We start from the raw sequence: 22,450 nt of genomic DNA on the forward strand, positions 1-22,450 counted from the left end.
GCGTCGTGCCTCCAGTCTTTCGGTCCGACCCTCCGTCAGAGCAGTGTCGTCCGTTGCCCGATCCGCATGACAGGTGTCACGGTGCGGCCCGTGACACCCCCGCTGACCTGCTGCGGACCATGCGGATCACGCGGATCGGCTGAAGGTCCACAACTCCCGGCCCAGGGTGTCCAGGCAGCGCACCGCCCGGAACCGCTCGTCCCCGGCGGACAGGAAGCCCCGCGCGGCTCCGGCCAGCACCGTCCGGGCGACGCCGTCGCCGCGGGTCCAGGCGCCGGTCAGCACCAGCGCGCCGGCGGCCAGCTCGGCGCGCTGCACCCGGGCCACCGAGGCGGTCAGCAGCGCGGCGTTGACGTCCTCCAGCTCGGCGGGGGAGAGGTAGGGCCCGCCGACGGGGGAGCGGTCCGCCGCGGCCCGGCGCCGCAGCTCCGGCAGGCCGTAGTCGCGGACGGCGGCGAGGGCGTCGTCCAGCGGCAGCTGCCAGCGCGGCCCGGGCAGCACCTCCCACCAGACGTCCTCGCCGACCGGCAGTACCTCGCCGACCCGGGCCCGCCAGACCTCGAAGCCGTACCGGACCAGCGGGTCGGGCCGGTCGTCGGCCGCCCAGTCGGCCCGGCGGACCAGGCTGAGCCCGAAGGTGAACGGGACCCGGTCGGCGGTCGGGCGCTCGACCAGGCCGAGCAGCATCCAGTGGGTGTCGTCGGGCAGGACGAAGGTCCGGTGCCGACCGATGAGGCCCAGGGCGCGCAGGGCGGGCGCGAGGTGCTCGCGCAGTCCCGTCGCGTGGAGCTCGTGGGCAGTCGTCATCGGGGTCTTCCCTGCTGGTCGTGCGGTGCTGGTGCTGCTGCTCGTGTTGGTGGCGCGGCGCTGGTGGAGCCCGGACGTGCCCGATGGCGCCCGGAAGCGCCCGCCCGAACGGTTCGGGCGGGCCTCGGAACAACGGGCGCGGCGGGGTCGCGGGGTCACGGGGACGGGCCGGGCGCGTCGGCGGGCCCGGCGTCCGGTCCAGGCCGGTCCAGGCCGGGCCCGGACGCCGGGCAGGTGGGGGCCCGGATCGATTCGCCTACCGACAACCTAGGCGGGGGCGGCGCCCCGGGGCTGCGGGCGAACGACAGCAGTCGGCGGGACCTTGGCCCCGTCCGGCCCGGTCCTTCGACCGGAGCCGACCCGTTCGCCCGGATGGCGCATCATGTGGCGGGTGCAGAGTGCAGAACGCCCCGGAGCGGGCACCGGCAGCCCCCTCGGCCGGTCCGGACCAGTACCACCCGCCGGCCCACCACCGGGCGGGGGCCCCGCTCCCGTCGACCTGACCGAGGCGGTCCGCGCCGCACAGGAGGGGGACGAACAGGCGTTCCGGCTGCTGTTCCGGACCGTCCAGCCGGGCCTGCTGCGCTACCTGAGAGTGCTCGTCGGCGGCCGGCCCGAGGACGTCCAGGACGCCGAGGACATCGCCTCCGAGACCTGGCTGCAGATCTCCCGCGACCTGCGGGGCTTCTCCGGCGACGGCGACGGCTTCCGCGGCTGGGCCGCCACCATCGCCCGCAACCGCGCGATGGACCACCTGCGCGCCCGGCGCCGGCGCCCGGTCGCCGACCTGCCCTACGAGTACCTGGCCGAACTGGCCGCCGGGGACGACACCGCCCGCAGCGCGCTCACCACCGTCGGCACCGCCGACGCGCTGGCCCTGATCTCCCGGCTGCCGCGCGACCAGGCCGAGGCGGTGCTGCTGCGAGTGGTCATGGAACTGGACGCCGAGAGCGCCGCCCGGGTGCTCGGCAAGCGGGCCGGCAGCGTCCGGATGGCCGCCCACCGGGGGCTGCGGCGGCTGGCCAAGCTGCTGGAGCAGCCCTTCGCGGCCGGAGGCGCCGGGGCAGCCGGTACCACCGGAGCCGCTGGGGCAGCCGGTACCGCCGGCACCGCCGGAGGCCCCGTCGCCACCGGCTTCCCGGCCGCCCGACGGGCCGAACCGGGCGTCGCGGAACAGCCCGCGAAAAAAACTTCTCCGCAGGGTGTGACAGAACGCCGGGCCGCGACGCTGAAGGACATGAGATGAGCACCAACCGATCCCGTCGGATCGACCGTGATGCCGCCGAGCAGCTGCTCGGCGGTGCCGTGGGCGGCCCGTCGGCCGGGCAGGACGCCTCGCTCACCGGACCGGACGGTCCCGGGCAGCTCGCCCGGGTGCTGGCCGCGGCCGCCGCCCCGGCGACGGCGGCGGAACTGGCCGGGGAGGAGGCCGCCCTGGCCGCGTTCCGGGAGGCGAGTCTCACGCCCGACCCCGTAGTCACACCCATCCGGAGACGATCGATGGCAACCGCCGCGCTGGCCAGGGCCTTCAGCACGAAGGCCGCTGCCGCCGTGCTCGGCGCCACGGCGCTGTGCGGGGTCGCGGTCGCCGCCGGCACCGGCAACCTGCCGTCCGGCCTGGGCGGCCCGTCCGAACCCGAGCACACGGTCGCCACCACGGGCAGCCCGACCGGCTCCTCGTCCGGCACCCCCACCGGCACCGGCTCCGGCTCCGCCTCCCCGGGCGGAACCACCCGGCCGTCCACCGGCGCCACGACCGACCCGCACCGGGCCCTCCCGTCCGTCCCGGGTTCCCCGGACCCCGACGGCCCCACGGCCGGCGGGCACGGCGACGACCGCCCCACCCCGCCCGCCGCGCTGCTCCCCCTCTGCCAGGGCTTCGCGGACCGTACGGGCAAGGGCGAACGCCCCCGCCAGCTGGCCGCCGACCCGCTCTTCGCCCCGCTGATCGCGGCGGCCGGCGGGGCGGACGGCGTCCAGGACTACTGCGCGGGCGCCCAGGGCCACCAGGGCGACGACCACCAGGGCAGCGGCGCGCAGTCGGGTGCCTCCGGCTCCGGCAAGGGCTCCGGAAAGGGCTCGGGCACCGGCTCCGGCAGCGGCTCGGGCAACGGAAACAGCAACGGCAACACCAACGGCAACGCCAACGGAAACAGCAACGGCGAGGACACCAACGGTGGTGGCGGCGCCAAGCCCGGCAAGGGCGGAGCACTCCCGACCCCGTCGGGCCTGCCCACCCTGCCGGACATCCGTCCGAGCAAGACCGGCCACTCCGAGGACGATCAGGCGGCCCGGAGATGACCCCCAGAACTCCGGGTGGGCGGCGAGCGACTCCCCCCGGGCTCGCCGCCCACCCGGATCGCACCACCCCGCAGTAACCGCACCACCCCGCACCACCCGCACCACCCGCAGGACGCACAACCACCCGAAGACCCCGGGTGGACGGTCGGCTCCCCCGTGCCCACCGTCCACCCGGCCGGCCCCGGCCGGCCCGGCAGGCGCTCACCCCGGACGCGCCCCCGGCCCGGCCGGCCCGGAACGTGCGGTCCGCCCTCCCGCAGTCAGGGCGGGCCGCACCCCGATCCGGCGGTCGGGGGATCGCTGCCCGGTCCCCCGGCCGCCACCCCCTCGGGCCCCCGGGCCGGGGCGGCTATCGTGCACAGGTGCACGAGGCCGCCCGGGACCCCGGAGGCCGCACGTGAGGGGAGTTCCAGGTGATCGGACGGGCGCTGAACGGGCGTTACGAACTCGTCGAGATACTCGGCGTCGGCGGGATGGCCACCGTCTGGCGCGGCGTGGACCGGGTGCTGGGCCGTCAGGTCGCGGTGAAGATCCTCAACGGCGGCCTCGCCGACGACCCCCGCTTCGCCGAGCGCTTCAGCCGCGAGGCCCAGCACGCCGCGATGCTGGTGCACCCGAGGATCGTCATGGTCTTCGACTCGGGGGTGGACGAGGGCACCCCGTTCATCGTCATGGAGCTGGTCCACGGCCGTTCGCTGGCCGCCGTCCTGGTCCAGCAGCCGAACCTGCCGGTGGAGCGCGCGGTGGGCATCGCGGCGGCGGTGTGCGAGGCGCTGTCGGTCGCGCACGCGGCGGGGCTGGTGCACCGGGACATCAAGCCCGGCAACATCATGATCACCGACGACGGCGGCGTGAAGGTGGTGGACTTCGGCATCGCCAGGGCCGGTTCGTCCAGCAACCTGACCCAGACCGCGAGCGTGCTCGGTACGGCCGCCTACCTCTCGCCCGAGCAGGCCACCGCCTCCGCCCTGGACGGCCGCACCGACCTGTACGCGGTCGGCTGCGTGCTGACCGAGATGCTCACCGGCGAGACCCCGTTCACCGCCGAGACCCCGGTGGCGATCGCCTTCAAGCACGTCAGCGAGCAGCCCCAGCCGCCGTCCGTACGGCGCCCGGGCCTGCCGCCGGCCCTGGACGCGGTGGTGCTGCGCCTGCTGGCCAAGGACCCGGCCCACCGGCCGGCCGATGCCGCCGCGGCGCGGGTCGAACTCCTCTGCACCGTACCGGGCTTGGCGGTCGGCGATCCGACGGCGGAGCTGCTCGCGACCACCTCGGCCGCCACCCAGCTCCTCCCGCCGGTGACCCCGGTGACCCCGGTGTCCCCGGTGTCCCCGGCGGCCCAGGCGTACCCGAACCAGCCGGTGCACCCGGACCAGCAGCACACCACCCTGCTCCCGCCGCAGGCGCCGCCGCACCACCCCGTCCCGGCGGCCACCTCGGTGATGGCGCCGATCCCGGCGATGCCGCCCGCCGCGCACCCGGCCTCGCCGGGATTCGTCCCCGTCCCCGCCCCCGCCCGGAGCCGCCGCAACAAGCCCCTGGTGGTCGGCGCCCTGGGCGTGGCCGGCCTGGCCGGGATCACCGCCCTGGCCGTGACCGCCTTCGACGAGCCGGCCGGCAACGCCGCCGCCAAGCCCGCCGCGACGGCGCCCGCCCGTACCGCCCCGGCCGCGACTCCCACGCCGAGCGCCACGTCCCCCTCCGCCGCCGCCACCACCCCGGCGGCGCTCCCCGCCCCCACCCAGGCCGTCCCGCGCAACCAGCCCGCCGAGCTCCAGCTCCAGTCCTTCCGCCAGGTCGTGGCCCAGGCGCAGGTCGGCAAGGACCGCGACAAGCAGCAGGAGTTGCTGCAGATCCTCGACGAGACCGCCTCCCGGTTGAACGAGGGCAACCCCGACGACGCCGCCCAGGAGCTCCGGGGCGCCCAGAAGACGATCAAGGACCTGGGCAAGAAGCGCGCCATCGACGCCCCCACCTACGCCAACTGGAACGCCCGGCTGTCCGCGCTGTACGCCACCCTCCACACGGCGTCCAACTTCCAGGACGACTGAGGCCTGTTCGGGTTCCGTCCGGTTCCGAAAGCGGCCCTCCCCCCGTCAGGCGAACTGCAGCCGGTCGCTGATCCCGGCCGCCTCGAAGGCCGCCTCCAGCGCCGTACGGCCCTCGGTGAAGTGCGCCCAGCTGTCGAAGTGCGCGGGCACCACGCGCCGTGCGCCCAACAGGACGGCGGCTTCGGCGGCTTGGGCGCTGTCCAGGGTGAGCAGCGCGCCGTCGAAGGTCCCGGGGCGGGCGGCGCCGGCGAACAGGACCGCGGTGTCGATCGGGCCGAACCGGTCGGCGATCTCCTTCACCAGGGCCAGTGAGGCGTTGTCGCCGCTGACGTAGACGCTCGGCAGGTCGGGCGCGGTGAGCACGAAGCCGATCACCTGCCCGAGCACCGCCTCGGCCCCGTCCGGCCCGTGCAGCGCGGGTGCGGCGGTGACGGTGACGGTGCCGCCGTCCGGGCGGGCCAGTTCCACGGACTCCCAGGGGGCGAGCCCGCGCGCGGTGCCGCCGAGCCGGTCGGCGCCGCTGGTGGTGGTGAGGACGAGCGGGGCGGTCGGCAGGAATGCGCGGCCCGAGGTGTCCAGGTTGTCCGGGTGTTCGTCGTGGGAGAGCAGCACGGCGTCGACCGGGCCGATGTCGGCGGGGGTGACGGGGGAGGGCGAGGTCTTGGTGAGGACGCGGCCGCCGCCGCGCGGGTAGTCGCCGGGCTCGTCGAAGGTCGGGTCGGTGAGGAGGCGGAGGCCGCCGAACTCGATGAGGGCGGTCGGGCCGCCGAAGACGCGGATGGTCGACATGCTGGTTCACCTCACGGGGAAAGCCACTGTTTGACGTGATGAAACCTAACGCTCCCTCACGGAGGAGCGCAAGGTTTACCATGAGAACCGTGAATGCCGCCCTCACCGCCCCGCCGCCCGCACCGGGTTCGGAGCAGCACGTCGCCCTCGACTTCGCCAACAGCGACCTCGCGCTCACCGCCGGCCGCCTCGACCTGCTGGCCACCCCCGCCGACGCCACCCGGTGGCTGGTCGAACGGGGTCTCGCCCCCGTCGGCGCGGAGGTCTACGAGTACTGCGCGGGGCGACTGCGCGACCTGCGGTCCCACCTGCGGGTCCTGCTCGCCGCCCGCGTCGACGGCGCCGTGCCGCCGCCCGAGGCCGTGGACGCGCTCAACTCCGCACTGGCCGCCACCTCGTCGGCCGCCCTGCTGCGCTGGGACGAGCCGCACGGCCCGTACCGCGCCCCGGCCCACCCGGTCGACCAGGTCGCCGTGCACGCCATGGCCGTCATCGCCGCCGACGCGGCCGAACTGCTCACCGGCCCGGACGCCGAACGCCTCGCCGCCTGCAGCGCGAGCCCGTGCACCCGCTTCCTGGTCCGCACCCACGCCGCCCGCCACTGGTGCTCGGTCCGCTGCGGCGACCGCGTCCGCGCGGCCCGGGCCTACGCCCGCCGCACCAAGGCTGACGCCACGTCATAATGGCGCCGTGCTGACGATCGGATCCCTCGTCCTCGGTGTCGCCGACATGCCCCGCGCGGTCGCCTTCTGGTCGGCCGCGCTCGACTACGTGCCGCGCGACGGCCTGGTCGAGGACGACTGGACGGTGCTGGTCCCCGCCGACGGCGGCACCGGCGTCCAGCTCGCCCTGGGCTACAGCGAGACCCCCGTCCAGGACCACCCCCGCGTCCACCTCGACCTCTACGCGGACGGCGCCGCCGCCCAGGCCGCCGAGGTCGACCGCCTGCTCGCCCTCGGCGCTGCCTCGGTCGACTGGGACCTCTACCCGGACGACCCGGACTTCGTGGTCCTCGCCGACCCCGAGGGCAACCGCTTCTGCGTCGTCGACACCACCCACGGTTGACCCACAGGGTTGTCCACACCCTGTGGAAAAACCTGTGGGGGAGCGGGACGGCTCAGAGAATGGCGGCCTCCTCCGTCCACACGCCATCCGGGTGCTCGCCGACCGGGAGCCAGAGACTGGGCTGCGCACGGCAGCCGGGAGTGGCCCGCTCGTCGGAGGGCCACCGCTGGTCGCGGTCGGGCCAGACCAGCTGGACGACGGGGAACGGGGCGCGCCGGTAGAAGCCGGCGGCCGTCCCGAACAGGGGCAGGTGCCAACCGGGATCCACCGGGTGGAGCCGCAGCGGATAGCCCTCGATGACACCGGGGAGCAGCGTGCCCGGCTCCGTGGGCGCCCCGTCCCGCAGCAGCGCGGCGGCCTCGTTGACCCAGTGCATCAGCCCGGTCAGCTCCAGGCCGAACATGGCGACCTCGGGGATCCGGTACGAGTGCCACAGGCCGACCGTGAACGCCCAGTCCGGAATCTCCCCGCCGCCCACGCCGACCACGTGCCAGCCGTGGTCCCGTACGTGCGCCATCTCAGAGCCCCAGTGCCTCTGCCGCTGGAACCGCGCGAGGACGGTCGCGGAAGCGGCGGGGTCGCAGAGCACACAGGGGCAGGCGGGGGATTCGAGCTGGTCGTTCACCCGGACATCCAACCACCGGGCCCCGGCCGGCGTGAGCCCTGGGCGGGCGCGCCGATCATGCCCGCGAAGGTATGGCGGGATAGCGGAATCGGTCTTGGAAAAGGCCGACCGGCAGGTCATAGCGTCGAGGGAGTTCGCACACGAGTCCACGGCGAAGGGGATCCACCATGCTCAGCACCGGAAGCAGCAGCAGGTACGTGACGGCGGGGAGGCTCGTCGCCGCCTTGCGGGCAGTCGGGTTCAGTCGGTGCGGAACTCGGTGCGGAACTCGGGGAACAGGGGGTCGAGCGGCTCGTCCTCGTAGCCGACGACGAGGCATGCCGTGGCGACCGGCCCTCGGTTGAGCTCGGCGAGCCGAGCGAGGGCCGTCGCCTCGGACGGAAGCGCGGCGGGATCGAGACCGAGCGCCAGGACCGCACGGTCGCGCCGCTCATCGAGGTCGGGAACGTCCTCACGGTACGCGTCGGCGACGGCCCGGAGTTCCTCGGTCGTCCGTCCGGGAACGTCCCGCCACCACGGCACCACCAGGCACAGCCGCACCAACTCGGGCAGTCCGACGGCAAGCGGGCCGGCCTCGCCGTCGAGGCTCACGTACACCACCGGGCGTTCCTCACCGCCCTCGCCGACGAAGCAGAAGGCGTCTCCCGTACTGGCCCGCGCGAACTGCTCCAGCCGGGCCCCGGAGGCGAGACGGACCCCGTCCTCCAACTCGTGGTCGGCCGGGTCCGTCGCGTCGAGGTCCGCGACCCAGGCGAAGAACGCGATGACATCCTCATCGCCGGCCAGCAGAGGCAACAACCCTTCGGGCCGGGGCGGGCCGCCGGTGCCGCCGGCTGGTGCAGTCGATCCGTTCATGCCGCAACCGTAACGGGGCCTCAGCGCTGGTGACGATCCGGGACACTTCCCTCATGAGAGCCAGGTGTCTGCAGATCATCCACCCCGCAGCCGACATCCCGGTCGCGGAGTTCGACGGGATTCGGGTGGGCGGTGTCTACCCGGTCGTGGAGATGGTCAGCGACGGCACCGATTGCCAGATCCGCGTGCTCGGCCCCGACGTGCCCGACCCCGGACTGCTCTGGGACCCCGCCGACTTCGAGACGGTGGACACCCGGATCCCGCCCGGCTGGACCCTGGTGATCGCCGACGGCCGCACCCGCCTCGCGGACGCCCGCTGGCAGCGCCCCGGCTTCTGGGCCGACTACGCCTGCGGCGACCCGCAGGCCCGGGCCGACTACCACCAGGTGAAGCGCGAACTCCTCGCCGCCACCCCACCACCCGAGAAAGGCGGCAAGGCGGCGAAGGAGTGGGAAGTCGATTAGGTCGACTTCCCGTTCCGGCCGGGGACCGGGTTGTCCGGTCGGTCCAGCCACACCGCCTGGCCGTCGGGGCCGACGGTGAGCCCGAACCGGTCGAAGCCCGGGCGGCCTTGCTCCTCCCACCAGTGCCAGGCCGTCTCCACCTCGTCCCAGAGCTTCCGGGGCCCGGACTGCACCACCTCGTAGGCGGTGGCATCCGGCTCCCAGTCGGCGGTGGCCCAGGAGGTGATCGCCGTGTCGTGCAGCCACAGCGTGTACGTGCCGTCGGCGTACCGCTCGACCAGCGGGAAGGCCTCCGGCACCTGTACCCCGACGGCGAACATGGCGGTCCAGTCGCCGATCGCCTCCGGGGACAGCTGCGTCGAGGACTTGACCCCGTCGGCCGGCCACGGCCCGGACAGGTACTCCAGGCTCGCGGCGCGGCGCGTGCGCTGCCGGCGCAGCCGCATGAACGCGGACGACCCGACGAACCGCCCGCTCGCCGTGCCGTGTTCGTCCACCGTGAGCCGAACCACCGCCTCCCCGCCGTACTCCGGCCCCCAGGGCGCCACGATCACCCCGCCTGGGCGGGCCTGGGACACCCACGTGTACGGCACCCGGCGGACCGAGCAGGTGGCGATCACCCGGTCGAAGGCCGCGCCGCCGGGATGCCCCAGCGCCCCGTCCCCGACCACGGAGGTGGGCGCGAACCCGGCCCGGGCAAGGCGCAGTTGGGCGGCAGCCGCGCTCTCCGCGTCCACCTCGACCGTGACCACCTCGCCGGCGCCCACGCGGAGGGAGAGGAGAGCGGCGTTCCATCCGGTGCCGGTGCCGACCTCCAACACCCGGTGGCCGTCCTCGACGTCCAGCGCCGCGAGCATCGAGAACACCATCGTGGGCATGGAGTTGGACGAGGTCGGTGTCGCACCCCGGCCGAACCCACTGTGATCGCCGTCGTCCCACTGGGTCGTCAACGGAACGTCCGAGTAGACGGCCCGCCACCACCCGGCCGGGTCCGCGAACCGGTGCAGGGACTCGCCCTGCCGCACGCCGTCCGCCTGCCCGGGCCAGATGAGGTCAGGCACGAACCAATGCCGGGGGACGGCGTGGTACGTCGCCAGCCAGTCCGAGGCGAGGGCCCCGTTCGCGAGGAGCGCGGAGGCCAGCCGGGCCCGGCCGGCCTCCGCTTCGTGCTTGTCGCTCACCGCTCAGCGGCCCGTCGCCGGACCGCGGCCGTCCGAGGAGTTGCCACCCTCGTCGCTGCCGCCGCCCCCGTGCTTGTTGCCGCTGTTGGAGTCGTCCTGCCCGCTGCCACCCTTGCCGTCGCCGCTGCCGCCGCCGTGCTTGCCGCTGTCGAACATGGGCATGTGCTTCCCCTTTGCCGTCGGGTTCTCATCACTCAACTCCCGTCGTGCGGACGGGCGTCGCTCAGAACGTTAGGGGCATGGGAATTGCGGCGGGGCGCGTGATTCTCGAATATTCCGGGCCTGGAGGGGTGAGGATCGCGGGGATTCTTCAGACGGTCCCGAGGGCCCTGCGGCTGCGCGTGATCACCTTGTGGGCATCCGCGCCGTAGACGGCGGCGCCGGACAGGGTCTCCCAGACGCGGAGGTACAGCGCCACGTTCTCGGGTTGGTCGAGCCAGAGCTCGGCGTGCCAGTCCTCGACGATGACGAGTCGTTCGTCGTAGACCCAGAATCCGTTGGCAGGAGGCAACTTGAGCGCGGCTTCGAACGGGACTATGCCCAGTGAAACGGTGTCGAGACCGATCACCCCGCTGAGCCGGTCCAACTGCGCGGCCATCACAGCCGGCGGGCAGACCACGGCGCGCAAGGCCGGTTCCCACAGGAGGAAGTGGTAGTGCTTTCCGGGCCGGTACAGGCTCTCCTGGCGCTGGATACGGGCGCGTACGGCATCGTCTATATCGCGGGGCGACTGGTGAAGGTCCACGTATGCGCTGAAGATGTGCCGGGCGTAGTCGGCCGTCTGGAGCATGCCGACGATCAAGGAGTTTTCCCACGCACGCATGACGGTCGAGCGTTCGTACTCGATGGTCAGCGTGTCCTGCACCGGTTTGTGTCCGGCGGCCAACTGCCGCCGCCAGGAGCGGGTTCCTGATTCGAAGGCCCGCAATCTGGAGGACAGTTCAGCGGCTGTGTGGGGCTGCCCGACACCTTCGGCCCAGGCCTTGAGGTCGTCGTGGGTGGCCGTCTGCCGACCGGTCTCCAGCTTGCTGACCTTGGACTGTGTCCAGCCGAGCCGTTCGGCCAGTTGCCGACCTGTGAAACCGCCCTCGGCGCGCAGCTCACGGAGCCGCTGGCCGAGGGCGATTCTGGCTTGCTGGAAGTCGGTGCTCACATGTCGGACGGTACCTGAGCCCTGAACTCGCGGTGCGGGACGGCGTAGTGCCAGGCGGCGTCGCGCTCCTGGCAGGCGCGGGCGACCCGCACCGGGTCGGTGATCAGCTCGATCTGGGTCAGGTCGTCGTCGGCGTCGAAGTGCAACAGGGCGATGACGCGCGAGTCGAAAAGCCAGGCGTCCTCGTTCGGGAGGCCCAGCCGCTCGGCGTCGGCGCGCCAGAGGTAGCGGATGTCCTCGCCGACCTTTCCGTTCCGCTCGGAGTTGTTGAGCAGGTACCGCTGCCCCAGGGTGGGCGGGTTGTCCATGATCCGCACCCGCTCGAACCGCTTGCCCAGGGAGGACTGCTTGCGGCGCTCGAGGCACCAGGGGTGGTCCAGGTCCCATTCCGGGTCGAGCCCGGCAACGAACCGACGGTAGGTCTCGCTCAGTTCGTCGGAGCGGTACTTGCGGCGGGTCTCCAGTCGGAAAGTGGTGTGCTGGAAGGTCGAGAACATGTTCTCGAACTCGTCATAACTGATCAGCACGGGTTCTCGGTTCACATCGCGCGGAGCGAAGTCGGCCAGCAGCTCACGCGGCACGGTCACGAAGGCTTCGCCGGGCTTGACGTTGCGGAGCTGGGCGATCTCGTCGGGATCCGTCACGGCGTCTCCCTGCACGATCACCTCCCCGCTCTCCACGTCCTCGTAGAGCGTCGGGCATCCACTGTTTCCGGAGTTGCTCCCGATGTACCGCAGACGTCGGCTCACAGCCGCTCCCTTCGAGGTCGGTCAGGCGACATCAGGATGCCGTGGAACCGCCCCCTGCTGGGCGATGATTCTCGAATATTCGCCCAAGGCTCCAGCGGTAGATCGTGATCACGCTGGCACTGCGGGAGTTTCCGATCAAATGTGTGACGACGCATCAGATGTCCCCGGAACTCAGCCCCCTTGGGTGGCGCCCGTGGTGTCACCAGCGCCTGGCATACTCGGGCCGTGATGGATGTCGAGGAGTTCTGGGCCCTGATAGGCGAGGCGTGCGCCGAGGTTGAGGCGCTGGAACCGGAACTGGACCTCGACGATCGGGGCGATGCGATCGGGCGCGCGTGCGAGGAGCGGCTCGTGAGTCGCACGCCTGCCGAGATCGTTCAATTCTCGCTGCGCCAGTGGCAGTTGCGCGAGGATGCCTACCGGTACGACCTGTGGGCGGCGGCGTTCCTCATCGAGGGCTGGTGGTCCGACGACGCGTTCATGGACTTCCGCGACGGCCTCATCTCGCTCGGCCGGCACTGGTACGAGCGCGCGCTCGCGGATCCGGACTCGCTCGCCGACCATCCGGCGGTGCGGGACGGCGGCGAAGTGCTCATCGGGAACGAGGACTTCAGCCAGGTGGCCCACCGGGCCTACCGGTGTCTCACCGGTGAACCGGACGGGCTCAACGAGGCGCTGGAGGCTTCCCCGGAGGCCGGCCCGCTCAGCGTCATAACCGAGCCGGTCGGAGCTCGGTGGGACGTCGCCGACGACGATGAGACGCGCCGCCGCCTGCCACGCCTCGCCGCGATCTTTCTGGACTGATAGCTCCTCTTGACGTCCACTGACATCCGAACGCGGCGTTTGCCGCTGCCCGTTCCCTATACCGCGGCGCGGTGACGGGTGCCGGCGGCTGTCAGCGGCGCCCGTGATTCGTCCGGTCGGCATGGCGCCAGCCGGGCGTAGTAGGAGAACGGCGGGCCGATCAGCCGGGTCACGTGGAGCCCCGCAGCGTTGGCATGGCGAGCCAGGGTGGCGCGCCGCACCTGGTGCCGGTCGAAGAACTCGCCCACCACGATCCGTCCGTTCGGCTTCACCACCCGGCTCAGCTCCGTCAGCGTCACCTCCGGCTGCGGGATCTCACCCAGGGCCGTCACCAGGTAGGCGGCGTCGAACACGGAGTCCTCGAACGGCAGGTGGTGGGCGTCCGCCCGGGTCGGCGCGATGTTGGTGAGACCGCGCTGCGTGGCCCGGCTCATCACGTGGTCGAGCATCTCCTGCTGGACGTCGACGATGTCGAGTCGACCGGCAGTGCCCAGTTGCGGGGCGGTCCGCAGGGCCTGGAGGCCGGTGCCCGGTCCGACCTCCAGAACCCGCTCGCCCTGACGCAATTCCAGCATCGAGTCGAGCCGCTCCTGGTTGAGCAGGGGCAAGGGCAGATCGAGGAGCCAGCGCTGCGCGTACGGGTAGGGGGCGGAGTCGAACGCCCACCAGGACAGGGCCGCGGCGCCGGCCGCCGCCGCGGTCAACCCCCATCGCACTCCGGGGCGACCGAGTGCAGTGCGAAGATTCATGATCAAGAGTCCTCTGTCGTGAGTGATTGACGGTCGGTCAGACGGGCGGTGGTGGCGGAGCGCGGAGCGCCCGCCAGGCGACGAGGGCACAGACCACCGCAAGCGGTAGTTCGGCGAAGCAGGCCATGGCCAGCGCCACGGCGAAATCGCTGCCGGGCCCCGCTGTCATCTGGTCGAACCAGGCGTCGACCAGCAACAGCATCGACGTGGCCGCGGCGGGCAGGGCCCGGCGGAGATCGCCACGAGCGGCCAGGACCCCGGTGGCGATGAGGCCGAGTGCCTCCATGGCATCCAGCCCGGCCCAGGCGGCCGACCAGTGCACAGCGGTCGCTGTTGCCGGCAGGGTGGTGCAGAGTATGAACGCCCAGGCGAGAACCGCGACTCCACAGCCGATGAGTGCCAACTCGGGCCACCGGCAAGGGCGAAGGCGCCGATGCTGCGCGGGCTGCTTGTTCGCAGCGGCGCGCTCGCGGGTCGATTCGATCATCGGTGCATTCGCCATGACGACGAACCTACGAACGGACCACGATCCACCGCGTCGGCCGGCGGATGTCACCTCTTCCCAGGCCATCGGCCCGAGGGCGTATCCGGCGTACACCCCCGGGGCGACGCGCAGAGCCGAGGCTCACGGCACCCCGCTCGCCATCGCCCTGACCTGCTCGGCTGCACTCTTAATCGAGTGCGAGCGTTCCGGTCCGGGTGATACAAGGTGTGCGTGACTGAGCACTTCTCCTTCCCCACCCTGCTGCAGATGCTCGACGAGCGGTCCGCCGCGTTCCGCGCCGCCGTCGCCGCAGCCCCCAGCCTCGACGCCGACGTCCCGTCCTGCCCGGGCTGGACGCTGTACGACCTGGCGAACCACCTCAGCGAGGGGGACCGCTTCTGGGCCTACATCGTGCTGAACACCGCACCGGGCGACGAGTGGCCGAGCAAGGACGGGCTGGTGGCGCCCAGGGAGCGCGAGGCCCTCATAACCTGGCTGGCCGACTCGACGGAGCAGTTGCTCGCCGCTCTGCGCGAGGCCGGCCCGGACCGGGCCTGCTGGGCCTGGTGGCAGCCGCTGGCCTCGCTGCACACGGGGGCCGCCGTGGCCCGCCGCCGCGTCCACGAGTCGCTGATCCACACCTATGACGCCCAGCTGGCCTCCGGTGCCCCGCAGGAGCTGCCGACGACCGAGGCGGTCGACGCCATCGACGAGTTCCTCGCCACCGTCTGCACCAACACGGTCCCGTGGCCGCACGAGCCCGCCACCATGGACTACCACGCAGCCGAGGGCGGCTCCTGGCGCCAGACGGTGGACGCCGCCGGCAACCGCTTCACCCGCCTCACCGCGGCGGAGGCCGCCGAGAGCAAGCCCACCGCCGCCATCTACGGCACGGCGAGCGAGATGGCCCTGCTCATGTACAAGCGCGTCCCGAACGACGCGCTGCGGACGGAGGGCGACGCCGACCTGCTCGAGCGGCTGCAGAACTCGGGCTGAGACCGACCGGCGGACTGATCGCTTGAGGCGTCAGCCTCGCGGTCAATGCCGCGGGGCCTTGCGGCCGAGGGCCAGGGCGGCGGTGTGCAGGGCAAGGACGAGGGCGGCCAGTAGGGCGAAGTGGACGAACCAGGCGCCGGCCATGGTCGGGCCGCCCCAGGACGTCTCCGTGTTCGGCTGGGTCAGGGGGAAGCAGACGCCCCTCGCCAGGAGGTCGAACCAGAGCATCACGGCGGCCAGGGAGAGAACGATCCCCAACGGCAGTCGCGCCGCGCCGGATCGGCGCACGTTCAGCAGACGCACCGGGGCGAGAAGCAAGCGGGGCGCGATTCCAGCGGTCATTGTTCCTTCTCCGGTCGTCAACTCGGCAACGTGACCAGCGTGCCCGGCCCGCCGGGGCCCTGGGTATCGGGACCAGCCCCGAGCCACCCCTGAATCACCCCCGATAGGGACGGAGGAGTGGTCGGGCGCAGGAAGTCGGCCCGGCCGACTTCCCACTCCGCCCGTTAGGCGTGGAGGTCGAATTCGCCTGTCTTGATCCCAACCGCTCGGCACGGCGGCGCGACGGCTCCGACCCGAGCCGGATTCCACGCCCCAGCCGACGTCCCGAACATCTCAGGTGACGGCCCGGAAAGTGGCCTCGAGCTCGCCCCACATTGCCGGCACCGCCGGTGCCACCCGATCGGTACCGAGACCATCGGTCTACCGCCGAAACCCGCGGAAGTCCTTGCTGGACGAGTGCGCCGCCTGATAGACGATCAGGTATGAATTCCATCAAGCGCGCGATCGCCATCTCGGCCCTCGTCGGCACCGCCCTACTCACCGTACCCGGCATCGCCAGCGCCGACGCCGTGACCCGACCGTCCACCCCTACCAGCAGTTCCGGGACCACCACCGGCATCCAGCCGGATCTCGACAAGGCCTTCATCGCGTAACAGAAGCCGCGAGACAGCCCCAGGCGGCCGTTCACAGCGGTTCGCCGCGGCCCTGCTGTCAACGCTGTTCCCTGCGCCAGGCACCGTCATGCCTCGTGACTCCTGCTCCCGGCGACCGTGGCGTCATTGTCGAGGTGATCGGCGCGGACGTTGAGCCGTGGTTGGACGACCGGACCGGTTCCCCGGACGGTTGGTGGAGCGGCTGGCGTCGGCCGTTGTACCCGTGAGTCGACCGTGGCGCGGTGGGGCTGTGGGAAAGGGGCTTGAGCGTCCAGCTGCGGGGTGGTTGGCTGGGCAGATCCATGCCCGTCTTCCAGGCGGGCACCAGAGGGGGAGGTATCCATGCCTGATGTGACAGGTGGATTCGTGAAGGCAGCCGTTGCCGGCGCCGCGGTGGTCACCGCGGTGCTCGCCGTCGCGGCGCCGCTGCACGGTATCGACCGCGTGAATGCGGCGGTCACCAACGGCGGGGGCCACGTGGAGTCCCAGGGGCAGGGACACTACTTGGCCGACCAGGGGCACTACCTGTCCAGTTCCCTGGGGGAGAGCGCCGACGCGGTCGCCCAGGGGGCCGCGTACGCCTACTACTAGAAGACTGATGACGATGTTGGGTTCTGACCCCGTCGCGCAGGCGGTTTCTAGGGGTCGTTGCAACACGTGGTCGGTTGTCTAGGCCGCGAGCAGTTTATGCAGGCGTTCGGCTGGGGTTTCCCAGCCGAGCGTTTTGCGTGGGCGGCCGTTGAGTTCGGCTGCGACAGCGGCCAGGTGTTCGGAGGCGTGAACGGCCAGGTCCGTGCCCTTGGGGAAGTACTGCCGCAACAGACCGTTGAGGGTTCTCGCCGATCGGTCGCGATCGTTCCACTTCCTGGTGTGGGAAGGCGCCCTTGTATCCCGGCTCTGCCCGCCGGCCGTACTGGCTGACCAGTTGGAGGCTCTGGCCCCCTGGCTGACGCATGGGAATGTCCGACTCGGGATCGTGCCGTTCGGTGCCGATCTCAGAGTGCCCGCGGGAGTGGGATTCTCCATTCACGACGGCGCGTTGGTCATCACCGAGTCCTGGCATGCGGAAATGTGGTTGGACGATCCGGCAGACGTCGCGATTCACATCCGGGCGTGGGAGGCGCTGGCGGAGAGTGCCGTCTACGGCCCGTTGGCCTACCGGGTGATTGCCAGGCTCGCCGGTCGCTGGGGTGTGTCGACGGCCCCTCGCGTGCACGCGAGGGGCCGTCGAACGGTTAGGTGTGGTGGTCGAATTCGCCGGTTTTGAGGCCGTGGAGGAGGGCGGCGAAGGTGGTGGGGTTGGTGCGGAGGATGGTTTCGCCTTCGTCGGACTCGCGGACTTCGACCAGCCCGTCAGCGGTGCGGACCTCCATGCATTCGTTGGTCGCGCCGCTGTAGCTGGACTTCTGCCAGTGCTGGCTGGACATCTGGCCTCCTGGAGATGTGTGAAGCGGCCCCCTCGCGAGCGCGCGAGGGGGCCGCTGAAGTGTTAGGCGTGGTGGTCGAATTCGCCCGTCTTGAGGCCGTGGAGGAGGGCGGCGAAGGTAGCGGGGTTGGTGCGGAGGATGAGGTGGCCCTCATCGGACTCGCGGAGTTCGATGAGGTTGGTGATCCTGCGGACCTCTACGCAGTTATCGCCGGAGCTACTGAAGGACGACTTCTGCCACTGGGGGTTGGACATCTGGCCTCCTGGAGGTGTGTGAAGCGGCCCCCTCGCGCGCTCGCGAGGGGGCCGCTGGAGCGTTAGGCGTGGTGGTCGAATTCGCCAGCCTTGAGGCCGTTGAGGAGGGCCGCGAGGGTGGCGGGGGTGGTGCGGAGGATGGTTTCGCCTTCGTCGGACTCGCGGAGTTCAACCGCCCCAGCCATCGCGCGGATCTCGACACACATTTCTCCGGAGCTGCTGAAGGACGACTTCTGCCACTGGTTCTGAGACATCTCAGCCTTTCAAGTTCTTGAGCGTCTGCCGGATCAGATCCTGGGAGTCCTCATCGCTGAGCGCGGCGCGCGCGATGTGGTCGAAGACCTTGCGATAGGACGCGAGCTCGGTCGGGTCATCGAGGTAGATCGGGCTACGCGACAACTCCACCTCTACTGTGTCGAGCTCGGGGACCTCCCCGAAGGAGTAGACCAGGTTTTCGATCGGACCTGGGTAAGTGTGAGCTGTGAATGGAACGATGCGGATGATCACATCCTCTCGGAGGGAGTCGTCTATCAGGGAGTGAAGCTGGTTCCGCAGCACATCAGTGCCCCCGAAGCGTGTGACGAGGCTGGACTCGTGGAGATAGGCCTCATGGCTCTTGCTCGGGTGCTGAAAGATTTTCCTTCTGCGTTCTGAGCGGAACTCGATGCGCAGGTTGAGCTCCTCCGTAGAGAGCGGAGGGATCCGCCGACTGAACACTCCTCGCGCGTAGTCCTCTGTCTGCAAAGGGCCTGGGATGATGGCGGACGTCCACGACCGAATGACACTGGCAGCGAAGTCTTCGTGCTCGGCGGTCTTGAGTAGGGCGTCAGGAAGGCCGTCGCGATACTGATCCCACCACGACTTCCTGCGTGAAGTAATGAGGCCGCCAAGGGCGTTGATGAGTGGCAGATTCTCGCACTTGCAGGCTTCGGCAATGGTCCGGATTCGGTCAGCGCTGGCACTGGTCTTTCCGTTCTCCATCTGAGTGACCTGGGGAGCGCTTACTCCGAGCATGTGGGCAAGCTGGTTGCCGCTGAGGCCGGCTTGCTCGCGCATCCTCCGAAGCTCGGCGCCCAGGCGGCGCTGACGGAATGTTGGGTTCTGGCGGCCTGGCATGGAGTCCTCTCAGATCATGTGGGTCCAGTGTGCCGCGCCGCTAGCCGATGGGGCCATCTGTCCCCCGGGAGAGGGAACTTCGGCCCATCGACCTAAGATTAGGTCGATGGGCGCTATGGTTGATGTCACATCGATCCGACGGGTCGTCAGTAACGCTTGCTGGCAAGCACCGCAGAGCAGCCGTGCCCATCTGCCCGGCCTGGTTCACGGTGACGTATCCGCCGGTTCTCCACACCCCACACGCCCGGGAGATCTCCCATGCGTCACCTCAACACGCCTTCCTTCGCCCTCTCCCGCCAGTCCCTCCGCGACGCGATGGTCCGCGCCGGCTGGCACCCCTCCGCCACCTTCGACGCCGAACTCGCCCTCGGTGAGCTGCTGGTGAATGCCTGGAAGCACGCCGACACCCCCGCGCCGGTCACCCAGATCCTCTTCCTCCACAACACCCTCCGGGTCTCCGTCTCCGACGAGAGCCCCAAGTTCCCCGCTCCGCAGGCCCCCGACCCCCTCGCCACGTCCGGCAGGGGGCTCCAGCTGGTCGCGGGGCTCACCCACCGCTGGGGCGTGGACCCGCAGGAGCGCGGCAAGTGCATTTGGTTCGAGTGTGACCTGGACGGTGCCGCGTGAACCGTCGTCCGATGCTGCCGACCGACCCCCGGATCCGGCACTACACCGACGAGCACATCCGTACGCTCCTCGCCGAAGTCCAGGAGCGCGGCCGGAAGTTCGGCTTGATCTTCCCCTCGGCCTGCACCGACAAGACCATCGACGGCCGGGTCCTGGTCTGCTTCAACACGGCCCCGGCCTCGACCCTCCTCAACCTCCTCTCCCTCCTCCTCGACGCCGAGCGCGACCACCGGGACACCACGTGCGGTTCCTGATCCCCGCCGCCTTCGCCGTCCTCCTCGCGCTGGCGATCGCGACCGTCGCCCTGGGTGTCGTCACCGCCCTCCGTGCCACCCCGCCGCCGCCCGACGAGGACGACTGACACACGGCCCCGCCGTCCCGGATTCACCCGTCGCGCCGGATCCGCCGTTCCACGTTCCCCCGGATCGTCCGGGACGCCGTCCCGGCCGCCGCCGCGAGGAACACGAAGTTGTATCCGATCTGCAGCACCACCACGAGCCGCGCGGTCTGCCCGGCCGGCGTGATGTCCCCGTACCCCACCGTCGCCAGCGTCACGACCGTGAAGTAGAGCGCGTCCAGCCGCGTCTCCAGCCCCGCGAACTCGGCCTTGTGCGAGCCCAGCGCGTAGTACGTCGCCGAGAAGATGATCATCGCCAGGAAGATCAGGAAGGCCAGCCAGGCTACCGGCCGCTTCGCGGTTCCCCGCATCACCCCGACCATCTTCGCCACCATCATCCAGCTCAACCCACCCAGCGCCGCGATGAAGACCGTCCAGCTCAGCACCGGACGGCGGTCGCCGAACCACTCCAGCGGCAGCGTGAAGTACCCGACCGTCAGCAGCGTGAACGCGCCCAGCAGCCACGCCCCGGCCCGGAGGTCGGTGGGCGGGGGAGGAGGGTTCTCGGACATCCAGCCCAGCCTGGTCCACCCGGGCCCGCCCCGCCCGTCCGACTGCTCCGATCGGAAAGGCTCGGAAAAGCTCGGAAAAGCGTCGAGCCCCCCGGTGCACTCACCGGGGGGCTCGACGGAAGCTGAAGCTCAGGCGACTCAGGCGGTCGTCTCGGTGTGCTTCGTCTCGGTGGCCTTGGTCACGTTGGTCGGCGTGACGGCCGGACGGGCGGCGTCCTGCTGGGGGGCGGCCGTGCTCTGCGCGGTGCCGGCGTCGGTCTGGTCGCCGCCGTCCTCGCGCATCGCCTTGGTCTCCGCCTTCAGGATGCGCATCGACTTCCCGAGGCCGCGCGCCATTTCCGGCAGCTTCTTCGATCCGAACAGCAGGACTACGACCGCCAGCACCACCAAGATGTGCCAGGGCTCAAGACCGTTCCGCAGCATCCCTGGCCACCGGTCCCTTCTTGTCTAGAGTCACGGAGGGCGCTAGGCCCTGTCGGCCAGTATGCCTGGACCTGACGCCGAACGGATACACCGGCTGGGAAACGCTGGCCGAAAACCGGGTGCCGTTCAAGCGGACCACGAGGGCCCGGACGACGAATCCCGCGCCCGCGCCGTCAGCGGCCATCAGTAGACGAACGGCACCAGCCGCTTGGAAACCCGCTGGTAGTCGGCGTACGCCGGGCCGAAGGCGCCGAGCAGCAGCCGCTCCTCGGCGGCGATCCGCCAGCCGTACGCGCCGAGCAGCAGCGCCGTGACCAGCAGGGACGCCGCCCAGCTGCCGGTGCCGAGCGCGTAGCCGGTCCAGACCAGCAGGCTGCCCGCGTAACCCGGATGGCGGATCAGCCGGTACGGGCCGGTGCGGACCACGCTCTGGGTGTCGACGGTGCGCAGGGTGCGGGTGTAGTAGCGGCCGAGGGTCCGCATGCCCCAGGCGCGCAGGGCGAGCCCGGCGGCGACCAGCGCGACCCCGAACCAGCGCGGCTCGGTGGGCAGCACGCCGACGTCGGCGCGTTCGAACAGCACCACCACCAGCACGGACGCGGCGTAGCAGCCGAGCAGCAGCCGGGTCGAGCCGCGGTCGCGGTCGTCGGCGCGCCAACTGCCGGCCGCGCTGTCCTCGCGGCGGCGCAGCAGCAGCTCGTAGCCGACCCAGCAGAGGATGCCGAGCAGGGAGAGGAGGGACGGCAGGGACATGAGGGGGCTCCTGACAGTCGCGGACTACCCCTTTACGGTCCTCCGGCCGCGCCCCCGCGGCACGCACCCGGGGGTGGACGGCGGTGCGTCCACCCCCGGGTGGACGGTCATTGCGGCTGCCGCACGAGGGTCACCGCGGCCGCCGCGCCAGCAGGTAGCCGCGCCGGGTGTCGGCCTCCTCGGGCAGGCCCTCCCGTTCCAGCCGCGCCTCGACGGCGAACCCGGCCTCGGCGAGGCGGGCGGCGACGTCATCGGTCCGCAGGAAGTGGAAGTCCACGTCGACCCGGTGGCCCCACCACTCCTCCAGGTGCCGCACCTCCTCGCCCAGGTGGAAGGAGACCAGCAGCAGCCCGCCGGGCCGCAGCACCCGCAGCATCTCGGCGAAGGCGGGCAGCAGCTCGCCCGGCTCCAGGTGGATCACCGAGTACAGGGCCACGGCCGCCGCGAACTCGCCGTCGGCGGCGGGCAGTGCGAGCAGGTCGCCGGCGCGGAACTCGGCCTTCGGGTGCTCGCGGGCGGCCAGCTCGACCATCTTCGGCGACAGGTCGACCCCGACGACCCGGGCGCCCTGTTCGGCCAGCCACCCCGCCACGTGCCCGGGCCCGCAGCCCAGGTCCGCCACCAGCCCGCCGGCCGCCTCTTCCAGGACGGCCCCCAACAGCGCCCGGTCCACCACCTTGTGCGCCAGCTCACCCCCGATCCGCCCGAGGTACTCCTCCGCCACCGCGTCGTAACTCCCGCGCACCCGCGCGTGTTCAGTCCCCATGCGCCCACCCTGGCACGGCCGCCCGCCCCGCACCCGAGGTTTCGGGATCGCCGAACCCGCCCGGCGGGCGGGGCCGACTGTCCGGCAGACGTAGGCCTGTTCCCGTCCCGGCCACCACCACCGCACTCGCCGTATCCCGCCGGTCAGGGTGAGGAGAGGAAGAGCCC

At 71.5% G+C, this 22,450-nt stretch carries 32 protein-coding genes and 1 pseudogene; 13 read left to right on the forward strand and 20 right to left on the reverse strand.

Annotated elements, in window-relative coordinates; genetic code table 11:
* Positions 1 to 126: 126 nt before the first annotated feature.
* Positions 127 to 807: a hypothetical protein gene (locus ACFVXG_RS25695; protein ID WP_387930767.1), complete on the reverse strand. Its 681-nt coding sequence runs from the start codon at positions 805 to 807 to the stop codon at positions 127 to 129.
* 382 nt (positions 808 to 1,189) lie between these two features.
* Here ACFVXG_RS25695 and ACFVXG_RS25700 point away from each other — a divergent pair, with 382 nt between their 5' ends.
* The 3 genes from ACFVXG_RS25700 (at position 1,190) to ACFVXG_RS25710 (ending at position 5,159) form a co-directional block, all read left to right on the forward strand.
* Positions 1,190 to 2,053 (forward strand): RNA polymerase sigma factor, encoded by an 864-nt coding sequence (locus tag ACFVXG_RS25700; protein WP_387930768.1) that lies wholly within the window; start codon positions 1,190 to 1,192, stop codon positions 2,051 to 2,053.
* Positions 2,050 to 3,108: a hypothetical protein gene (locus tag ACFVXG_RS25705; protein WP_387930769.1), complete on the forward strand. Its 1,059-nt coding sequence runs from the start codon at positions 2,050 to 2,052 to the stop codon at positions 3,106 to 3,108. The genes ACFVXG_RS25700 and ACFVXG_RS25705 overlap by 4 nt, the downstream gene beginning before the upstream one ends.
* Positions 3,109 to 3,521: 413 nt before the next feature.
* Positions 3,522 to 5,159: a protein kinase gene (locus ACFVXG_RS25710; RefSeq protein ID WP_387930770.1), complete on the forward strand. Its 1,638-nt coding sequence runs from the start codon at positions 3,522 to 3,524 to the stop codon at positions 5,157 to 5,159.
* 45 nt (positions 5,160 to 5,204) lie between these two features.
* Here ACFVXG_RS25710 and ACFVXG_RS25715 read toward each other — a convergent pair whose 3' ends face one another.
* Positions 5,205 to 5,948 (reverse strand): MBL fold metallo-hydrolase, encoded by a 744-nt coding sequence (locus tag ACFVXG_RS25715; RefSeq protein WP_387930771.1) that lies wholly within the window; start codon positions 5,946 to 5,948, stop codon positions 5,205 to 5,207.
* Between the two features lie 80 nt (positions 5,949 to 6,028).
* On the opposite strand from ACFVXG_RS25715, the gene ACFVXG_RS25720 reads away from it, so the two are divergent.
* Complete coding sequence (locus ACFVXG_RS25720; protein ID WP_387930772.1) at positions 6,029 to 6,631, forward strand: CGNR zinc finger domain-containing protein; 603 nt, start codon at positions 6,029 to 6,031, stop codon at positions 6,629 to 6,631.
* A gap of 7 nt (positions 6,632 to 6,638) precedes the next feature.
* Complete coding sequence (locus ACFVXG_RS25725) at positions 6,639 to 7,013, forward strand: VOC family protein (RefSeq protein ID WP_387930773.1); 375 nt, start codon at positions 6,639 to 6,641, stop codon at positions 7,011 to 7,013.
* 52 nt (positions 7,014 to 7,065) lie between these two features.
* On the opposite strand, the gene ACFVXG_RS25730 is transcribed toward ACFVXG_RS25725, so the two are convergent.
* Both ACFVXG_RS25730 and ACFVXG_RS25735 read right to left on the reverse strand, forming a co-directional pair.
* Positions 7,066 to 7,638, reverse strand: coding sequence for a DUF4262 domain-containing protein (locus ACFVXG_RS25730; RefSeq protein ID WP_387930774.1), 573 nt, complete (start codon positions 7,636 to 7,638; stop codon positions 7,066 to 7,068).
* A gap of 240 nt (positions 7,639 to 7,878) precedes the next feature.
* Entirely contained in the window at positions 7,879 to 8,493 is a 615-nt protein-coding gene (locus ACFVXG_RS25735; protein ID WP_387930775.1) for a hypothetical protein, read from the reverse strand.
* A gap of 53 nt (positions 8,494 to 8,546) precedes the next feature.
* Here ACFVXG_RS25735 and ACFVXG_RS25740 point away from each other — a divergent pair, with 53 nt between their 5' ends.
* Positions 8,547 to 8,957, forward strand: coding sequence for a hypothetical protein (locus ACFVXG_RS25740; protein ID WP_387930776.1), 411 nt, complete (start codon positions 8,547 to 8,549; stop codon positions 8,955 to 8,957).
* On the opposite strand, the gene ACFVXG_RS25745 is transcribed toward ACFVXG_RS25740, so the two are convergent.
* From ACFVXG_RS25745 to ACFVXG_RS25760, 4 genes are all read right to left on the reverse strand, one after another.
* Positions 8,954 to 10,138 (reverse strand): methyltransferase domain-containing protein, encoded by a 1,185-nt coding sequence (locus ACFVXG_RS25745; RefSeq protein ID WP_387930777.1) that lies wholly within the window; start codon positions 10,136 to 10,138, stop codon positions 8,954 to 8,956. The two genes, ACFVXG_RS25740 and ACFVXG_RS25745, sit on opposite strands and share 4 nt — an antisense overlap.
* 3 nt (positions 10,139 to 10,141) lie before the next feature.
* Complete coding sequence (locus ACFVXG_RS25750; RefSeq protein WP_387930778.1) at positions 10,142 to 10,300, reverse strand: hypothetical protein; 159 nt, start codon at positions 10,298 to 10,300, stop codon at positions 10,142 to 10,144.
* A gap of 148 nt (positions 10,301 to 10,448) precedes the next feature.
* Entirely contained in the window at positions 10,449 to 11,291 is an 843-nt protein-coding gene (locus ACFVXG_RS25755; RefSeq protein WP_387930779.1) for a helix-turn-helix domain-containing protein, read from the reverse strand.
* Complete coding sequence (locus tag ACFVXG_RS25760) at positions 11,288 to 11,935, reverse strand: DUF6879 family protein (RefSeq protein WP_387930780.1); 648 nt, start codon at positions 11,933 to 11,935, stop codon at positions 11,288 to 11,290. Before ACFVXG_RS25760 ends, ACFVXG_RS25755 begins: the two co-directional genes overlap by 4 nt.
* Before the next feature lie 333 nt (positions 11,936 to 12,268).
* Here ACFVXG_RS25760 and ACFVXG_RS25765 point away from each other — a divergent pair, with 333 nt between their 5' ends.
* On the forward strand, positions 12,269 to 12,844 hold the full coding sequence (locus ACFVXG_RS25765; protein WP_387930838.1) for a DUF4240 domain-containing protein: 576 nt from the start codon (positions 12,269 to 12,271) through the stop codon (positions 12,842 to 12,844).
* A gap of 56 nt (positions 12,845 to 12,900) precedes the next feature.
* Here ACFVXG_RS25765 and ACFVXG_RS25770 read toward each other — a convergent pair whose 3' ends face one another.
* Together ACFVXG_RS25770 and ACFVXG_RS25775 are read right to left on the reverse strand one after the other, a co-directional pair.
* Positions 12,901 to 13,593, reverse strand: a complete 693-nt coding sequence (locus ACFVXG_RS25770; RefSeq protein ID WP_387930781.1) for a class I SAM-dependent methyltransferase — start codon at positions 13,591 to 13,593, stop codon at positions 12,901 to 12,903.
* Positions 13,594 to 13,630: 37 nt separating this feature from the next.
* Positions 13,631 to 14,095 (reverse strand): hypothetical protein, encoded by a 465-nt coding sequence (locus ACFVXG_RS25775; RefSeq protein ID WP_387930782.1) that lies wholly within the window; start codon positions 14,093 to 14,095, stop codon positions 13,631 to 13,633.
* A gap of 213 nt (positions 14,096 to 14,308) precedes the next feature.
* On the opposite strand from ACFVXG_RS25775, the gene ACFVXG_RS25780 reads away from it, so the two are divergent.
* Positions 14,309 to 15,073, forward strand: coding sequence for a maleylpyruvate isomerase family mycothiol-dependent enzyme (locus ACFVXG_RS25780; RefSeq protein WP_387930783.1), 765 nt, complete (start codon positions 14,309 to 14,311; stop codon positions 15,071 to 15,073).
* Between the two features lie 42 nt (positions 15,074 to 15,115).
* On the opposite strand, the gene ACFVXG_RS25785 is transcribed toward ACFVXG_RS25780, so the two are convergent.
* Complete coding sequence (locus ACFVXG_RS25785; protein WP_387930784.1) at positions 15,116 to 15,415, reverse strand: hypothetical protein; 300 nt, start codon at positions 15,413 to 15,415, stop codon at positions 15,116 to 15,118.
* 422 nt (positions 15,416 to 15,837) lie between these two features.
* Between ACFVXG_RS25785 and ACFVXG_RS25790 the strand changes: the two genes are divergently transcribed.
* On the forward strand, positions 15,838 to 16,008 hold the full coding sequence (locus ACFVXG_RS25790) for a hypothetical protein (RefSeq protein WP_387930785.1): 171 nt from the start codon (positions 15,838 to 15,840) through the stop codon (positions 16,006 to 16,008).
* Positions 16,009 to 16,374: 366 nt separating this feature from the next.
* On the forward strand, positions 16,375 to 16,599 hold the full coding sequence (locus ACFVXG_RS25795; RefSeq protein ID WP_387930786.1) for a hypothetical protein: 225 nt from the start codon (positions 16,375 to 16,377) through the stop codon (positions 16,597 to 16,599).
* 78 nt (positions 16,600 to 16,677) lie between these two features.
* On the opposite strand, the pseudogene ACFVXG_RS25800 reads toward ACFVXG_RS25795, so the two are convergent.
* Positions 16,678 to 16,851 (reverse strand): annotated as a pseudogene (locus ACFVXG_RS25800) (IS30 family transposase); the annotation flags it as partial.
* Positions 16,852 to 16,876: 25 nt separating this feature from the next.
* On the opposite strand from ACFVXG_RS25800, the gene ACFVXG_RS25805 reads away from it, so the two are divergent.
* Positions 16,877 to 17,275: a Scr1 family TA system antitoxin-like transcriptional regulator gene (locus tag ACFVXG_RS25805; protein ID WP_387930839.1), complete on the forward strand. Its 399-nt coding sequence runs from the start codon at positions 16,877 to 16,879 to the stop codon at positions 17,273 to 17,275.
* On the opposite strand, the gene ACFVXG_RS25810 is transcribed toward ACFVXG_RS25805, so the two are convergent.
* The 4 genes from ACFVXG_RS25810 to ACFVXG_RS25825 all read right to left on the reverse strand — a co-directional run bounded on the left by ACFVXG_RS25810 (position 17,244) and on the right by ACFVXG_RS25825 (position 18,805).
* Positions 17,244 to 17,435 carry a DUF397 domain-containing protein gene (locus tag ACFVXG_RS25810; protein WP_387930787.1) on the reverse strand — a complete coding sequence of 64 codons (192 nt, stop codon included), beginning with the start codon at positions 17,433 to 17,435 and terminating at the stop codon, positions 17,244 to 17,246. The two genes, ACFVXG_RS25805 and ACFVXG_RS25810, sit on opposite strands and share 32 nt — an antisense overlap.
* A 62-nt stretch (positions 17,436 to 17,497) precedes the next feature.
* On the reverse strand, positions 17,498 to 17,689 hold the full coding sequence (locus tag ACFVXG_RS25815) for a DUF397 domain-containing protein (protein WP_387930788.1): 192 nt from the start codon (positions 17,687 to 17,689) through the stop codon (positions 17,498 to 17,500).
* A gap of 62 nt (positions 17,690 to 17,751) precedes the next feature.
* Positions 17,752 to 17,943 (reverse strand): DUF397 domain-containing protein, encoded by a 192-nt coding sequence (locus ACFVXG_RS25820; protein ID WP_387930789.1) that lies wholly within the window; start codon positions 17,941 to 17,943, stop codon positions 17,752 to 17,754.
* Between the two features lies 1 nt (position 17,944).
* On the reverse strand, positions 17,945 to 18,805 hold the full coding sequence (locus ACFVXG_RS25825; RefSeq protein WP_387930790.1) for a helix-turn-helix domain-containing protein: 861 nt from the start codon (positions 18,803 to 18,805) through the stop codon (positions 17,945 to 17,947).
* Positions 18,806 to 19,063: 258 nt separating this feature from the next.
* On the opposite strand from ACFVXG_RS25825, the gene ACFVXG_RS25830 reads away from it, so the two are divergent.
* Positions 19,064 to 19,432 carry an ATP-binding protein gene (locus ACFVXG_RS25830; RefSeq protein WP_387930791.1) on the forward strand — a complete coding sequence of 123 codons (369 nt, stop codon included), beginning with the start codon at positions 19,064 to 19,066 and terminating at the stop codon, positions 19,430 to 19,432.
* 11 nt (positions 19,433 to 19,443) lie between these two features.
* Positions 19,444 to 19,686 carry a hypothetical protein gene (locus tag ACFVXG_RS25835; protein WP_387930792.1) on the forward strand — a complete coding sequence of 81 codons (243 nt, stop codon included), beginning with the start codon at positions 19,444 to 19,446 and terminating at the stop codon, positions 19,684 to 19,686.
* A 130-nt stretch (positions 19,687 to 19,816) separates the two neighbouring features.
* Here ACFVXG_RS25835 and ACFVXG_RS25840 read toward each other — a convergent pair whose 3' ends face one another.
* The 4 genes from ACFVXG_RS25840 to ACFVXG_RS25855 all read right to left on the reverse strand — a co-directional run bounded on the left by ACFVXG_RS25840 (position 19,817) and on the right by ACFVXG_RS25855 (position 22,283).
* Positions 19,817 to 20,341, reverse strand: a complete 525-nt coding sequence (locus ACFVXG_RS25840; protein ID WP_387930793.1) for a potassium channel family protein — start codon at positions 20,339 to 20,341, stop codon at positions 19,817 to 19,819.
* Positions 20,342 to 20,479: 138 nt separating this feature from the next.
* Positions 20,480 to 20,764, reverse strand: coding sequence for a Sec-independent protein translocase subunit TatA (gene tatA / locus ACFVXG_RS25845; RefSeq protein ID WP_387930794.1), 285 nt, complete (start codon positions 20,762 to 20,764; stop codon positions 20,480 to 20,482).
* Between the two features lie 183 nt (positions 20,765 to 20,947).
* Complete coding sequence (locus tag ACFVXG_RS25850) at positions 20,948 to 21,517, reverse strand: methyltransferase family protein (RefSeq protein WP_387930795.1); 570 nt, start codon at positions 21,515 to 21,517, stop codon at positions 20,948 to 20,950.
* 130 nt (positions 21,518 to 21,647) lie between these two features.
* The gene (locus tag ACFVXG_RS25855) at positions 21,648 to 22,283 is read right to left on the reverse strand and encodes a class I SAM-dependent methyltransferase (protein WP_387930796.1); all 636 of its coding nucleotides are present in this window, start codon (positions 22,281 to 22,283) and stop codon (positions 21,648 to 21,650) included.
* Positions 22,284 to 22,450 lie beyond the last annotated feature (167 nt).

It is taken from the genome of Kitasatospora sp. NPDC058162, assembly GCF_042884005.1.
Taxonomy (GTDB): Bacteria; Actinomycetota; Actinomycetes; order Streptomycetales; family Streptomycetaceae; genus Kitasatospora.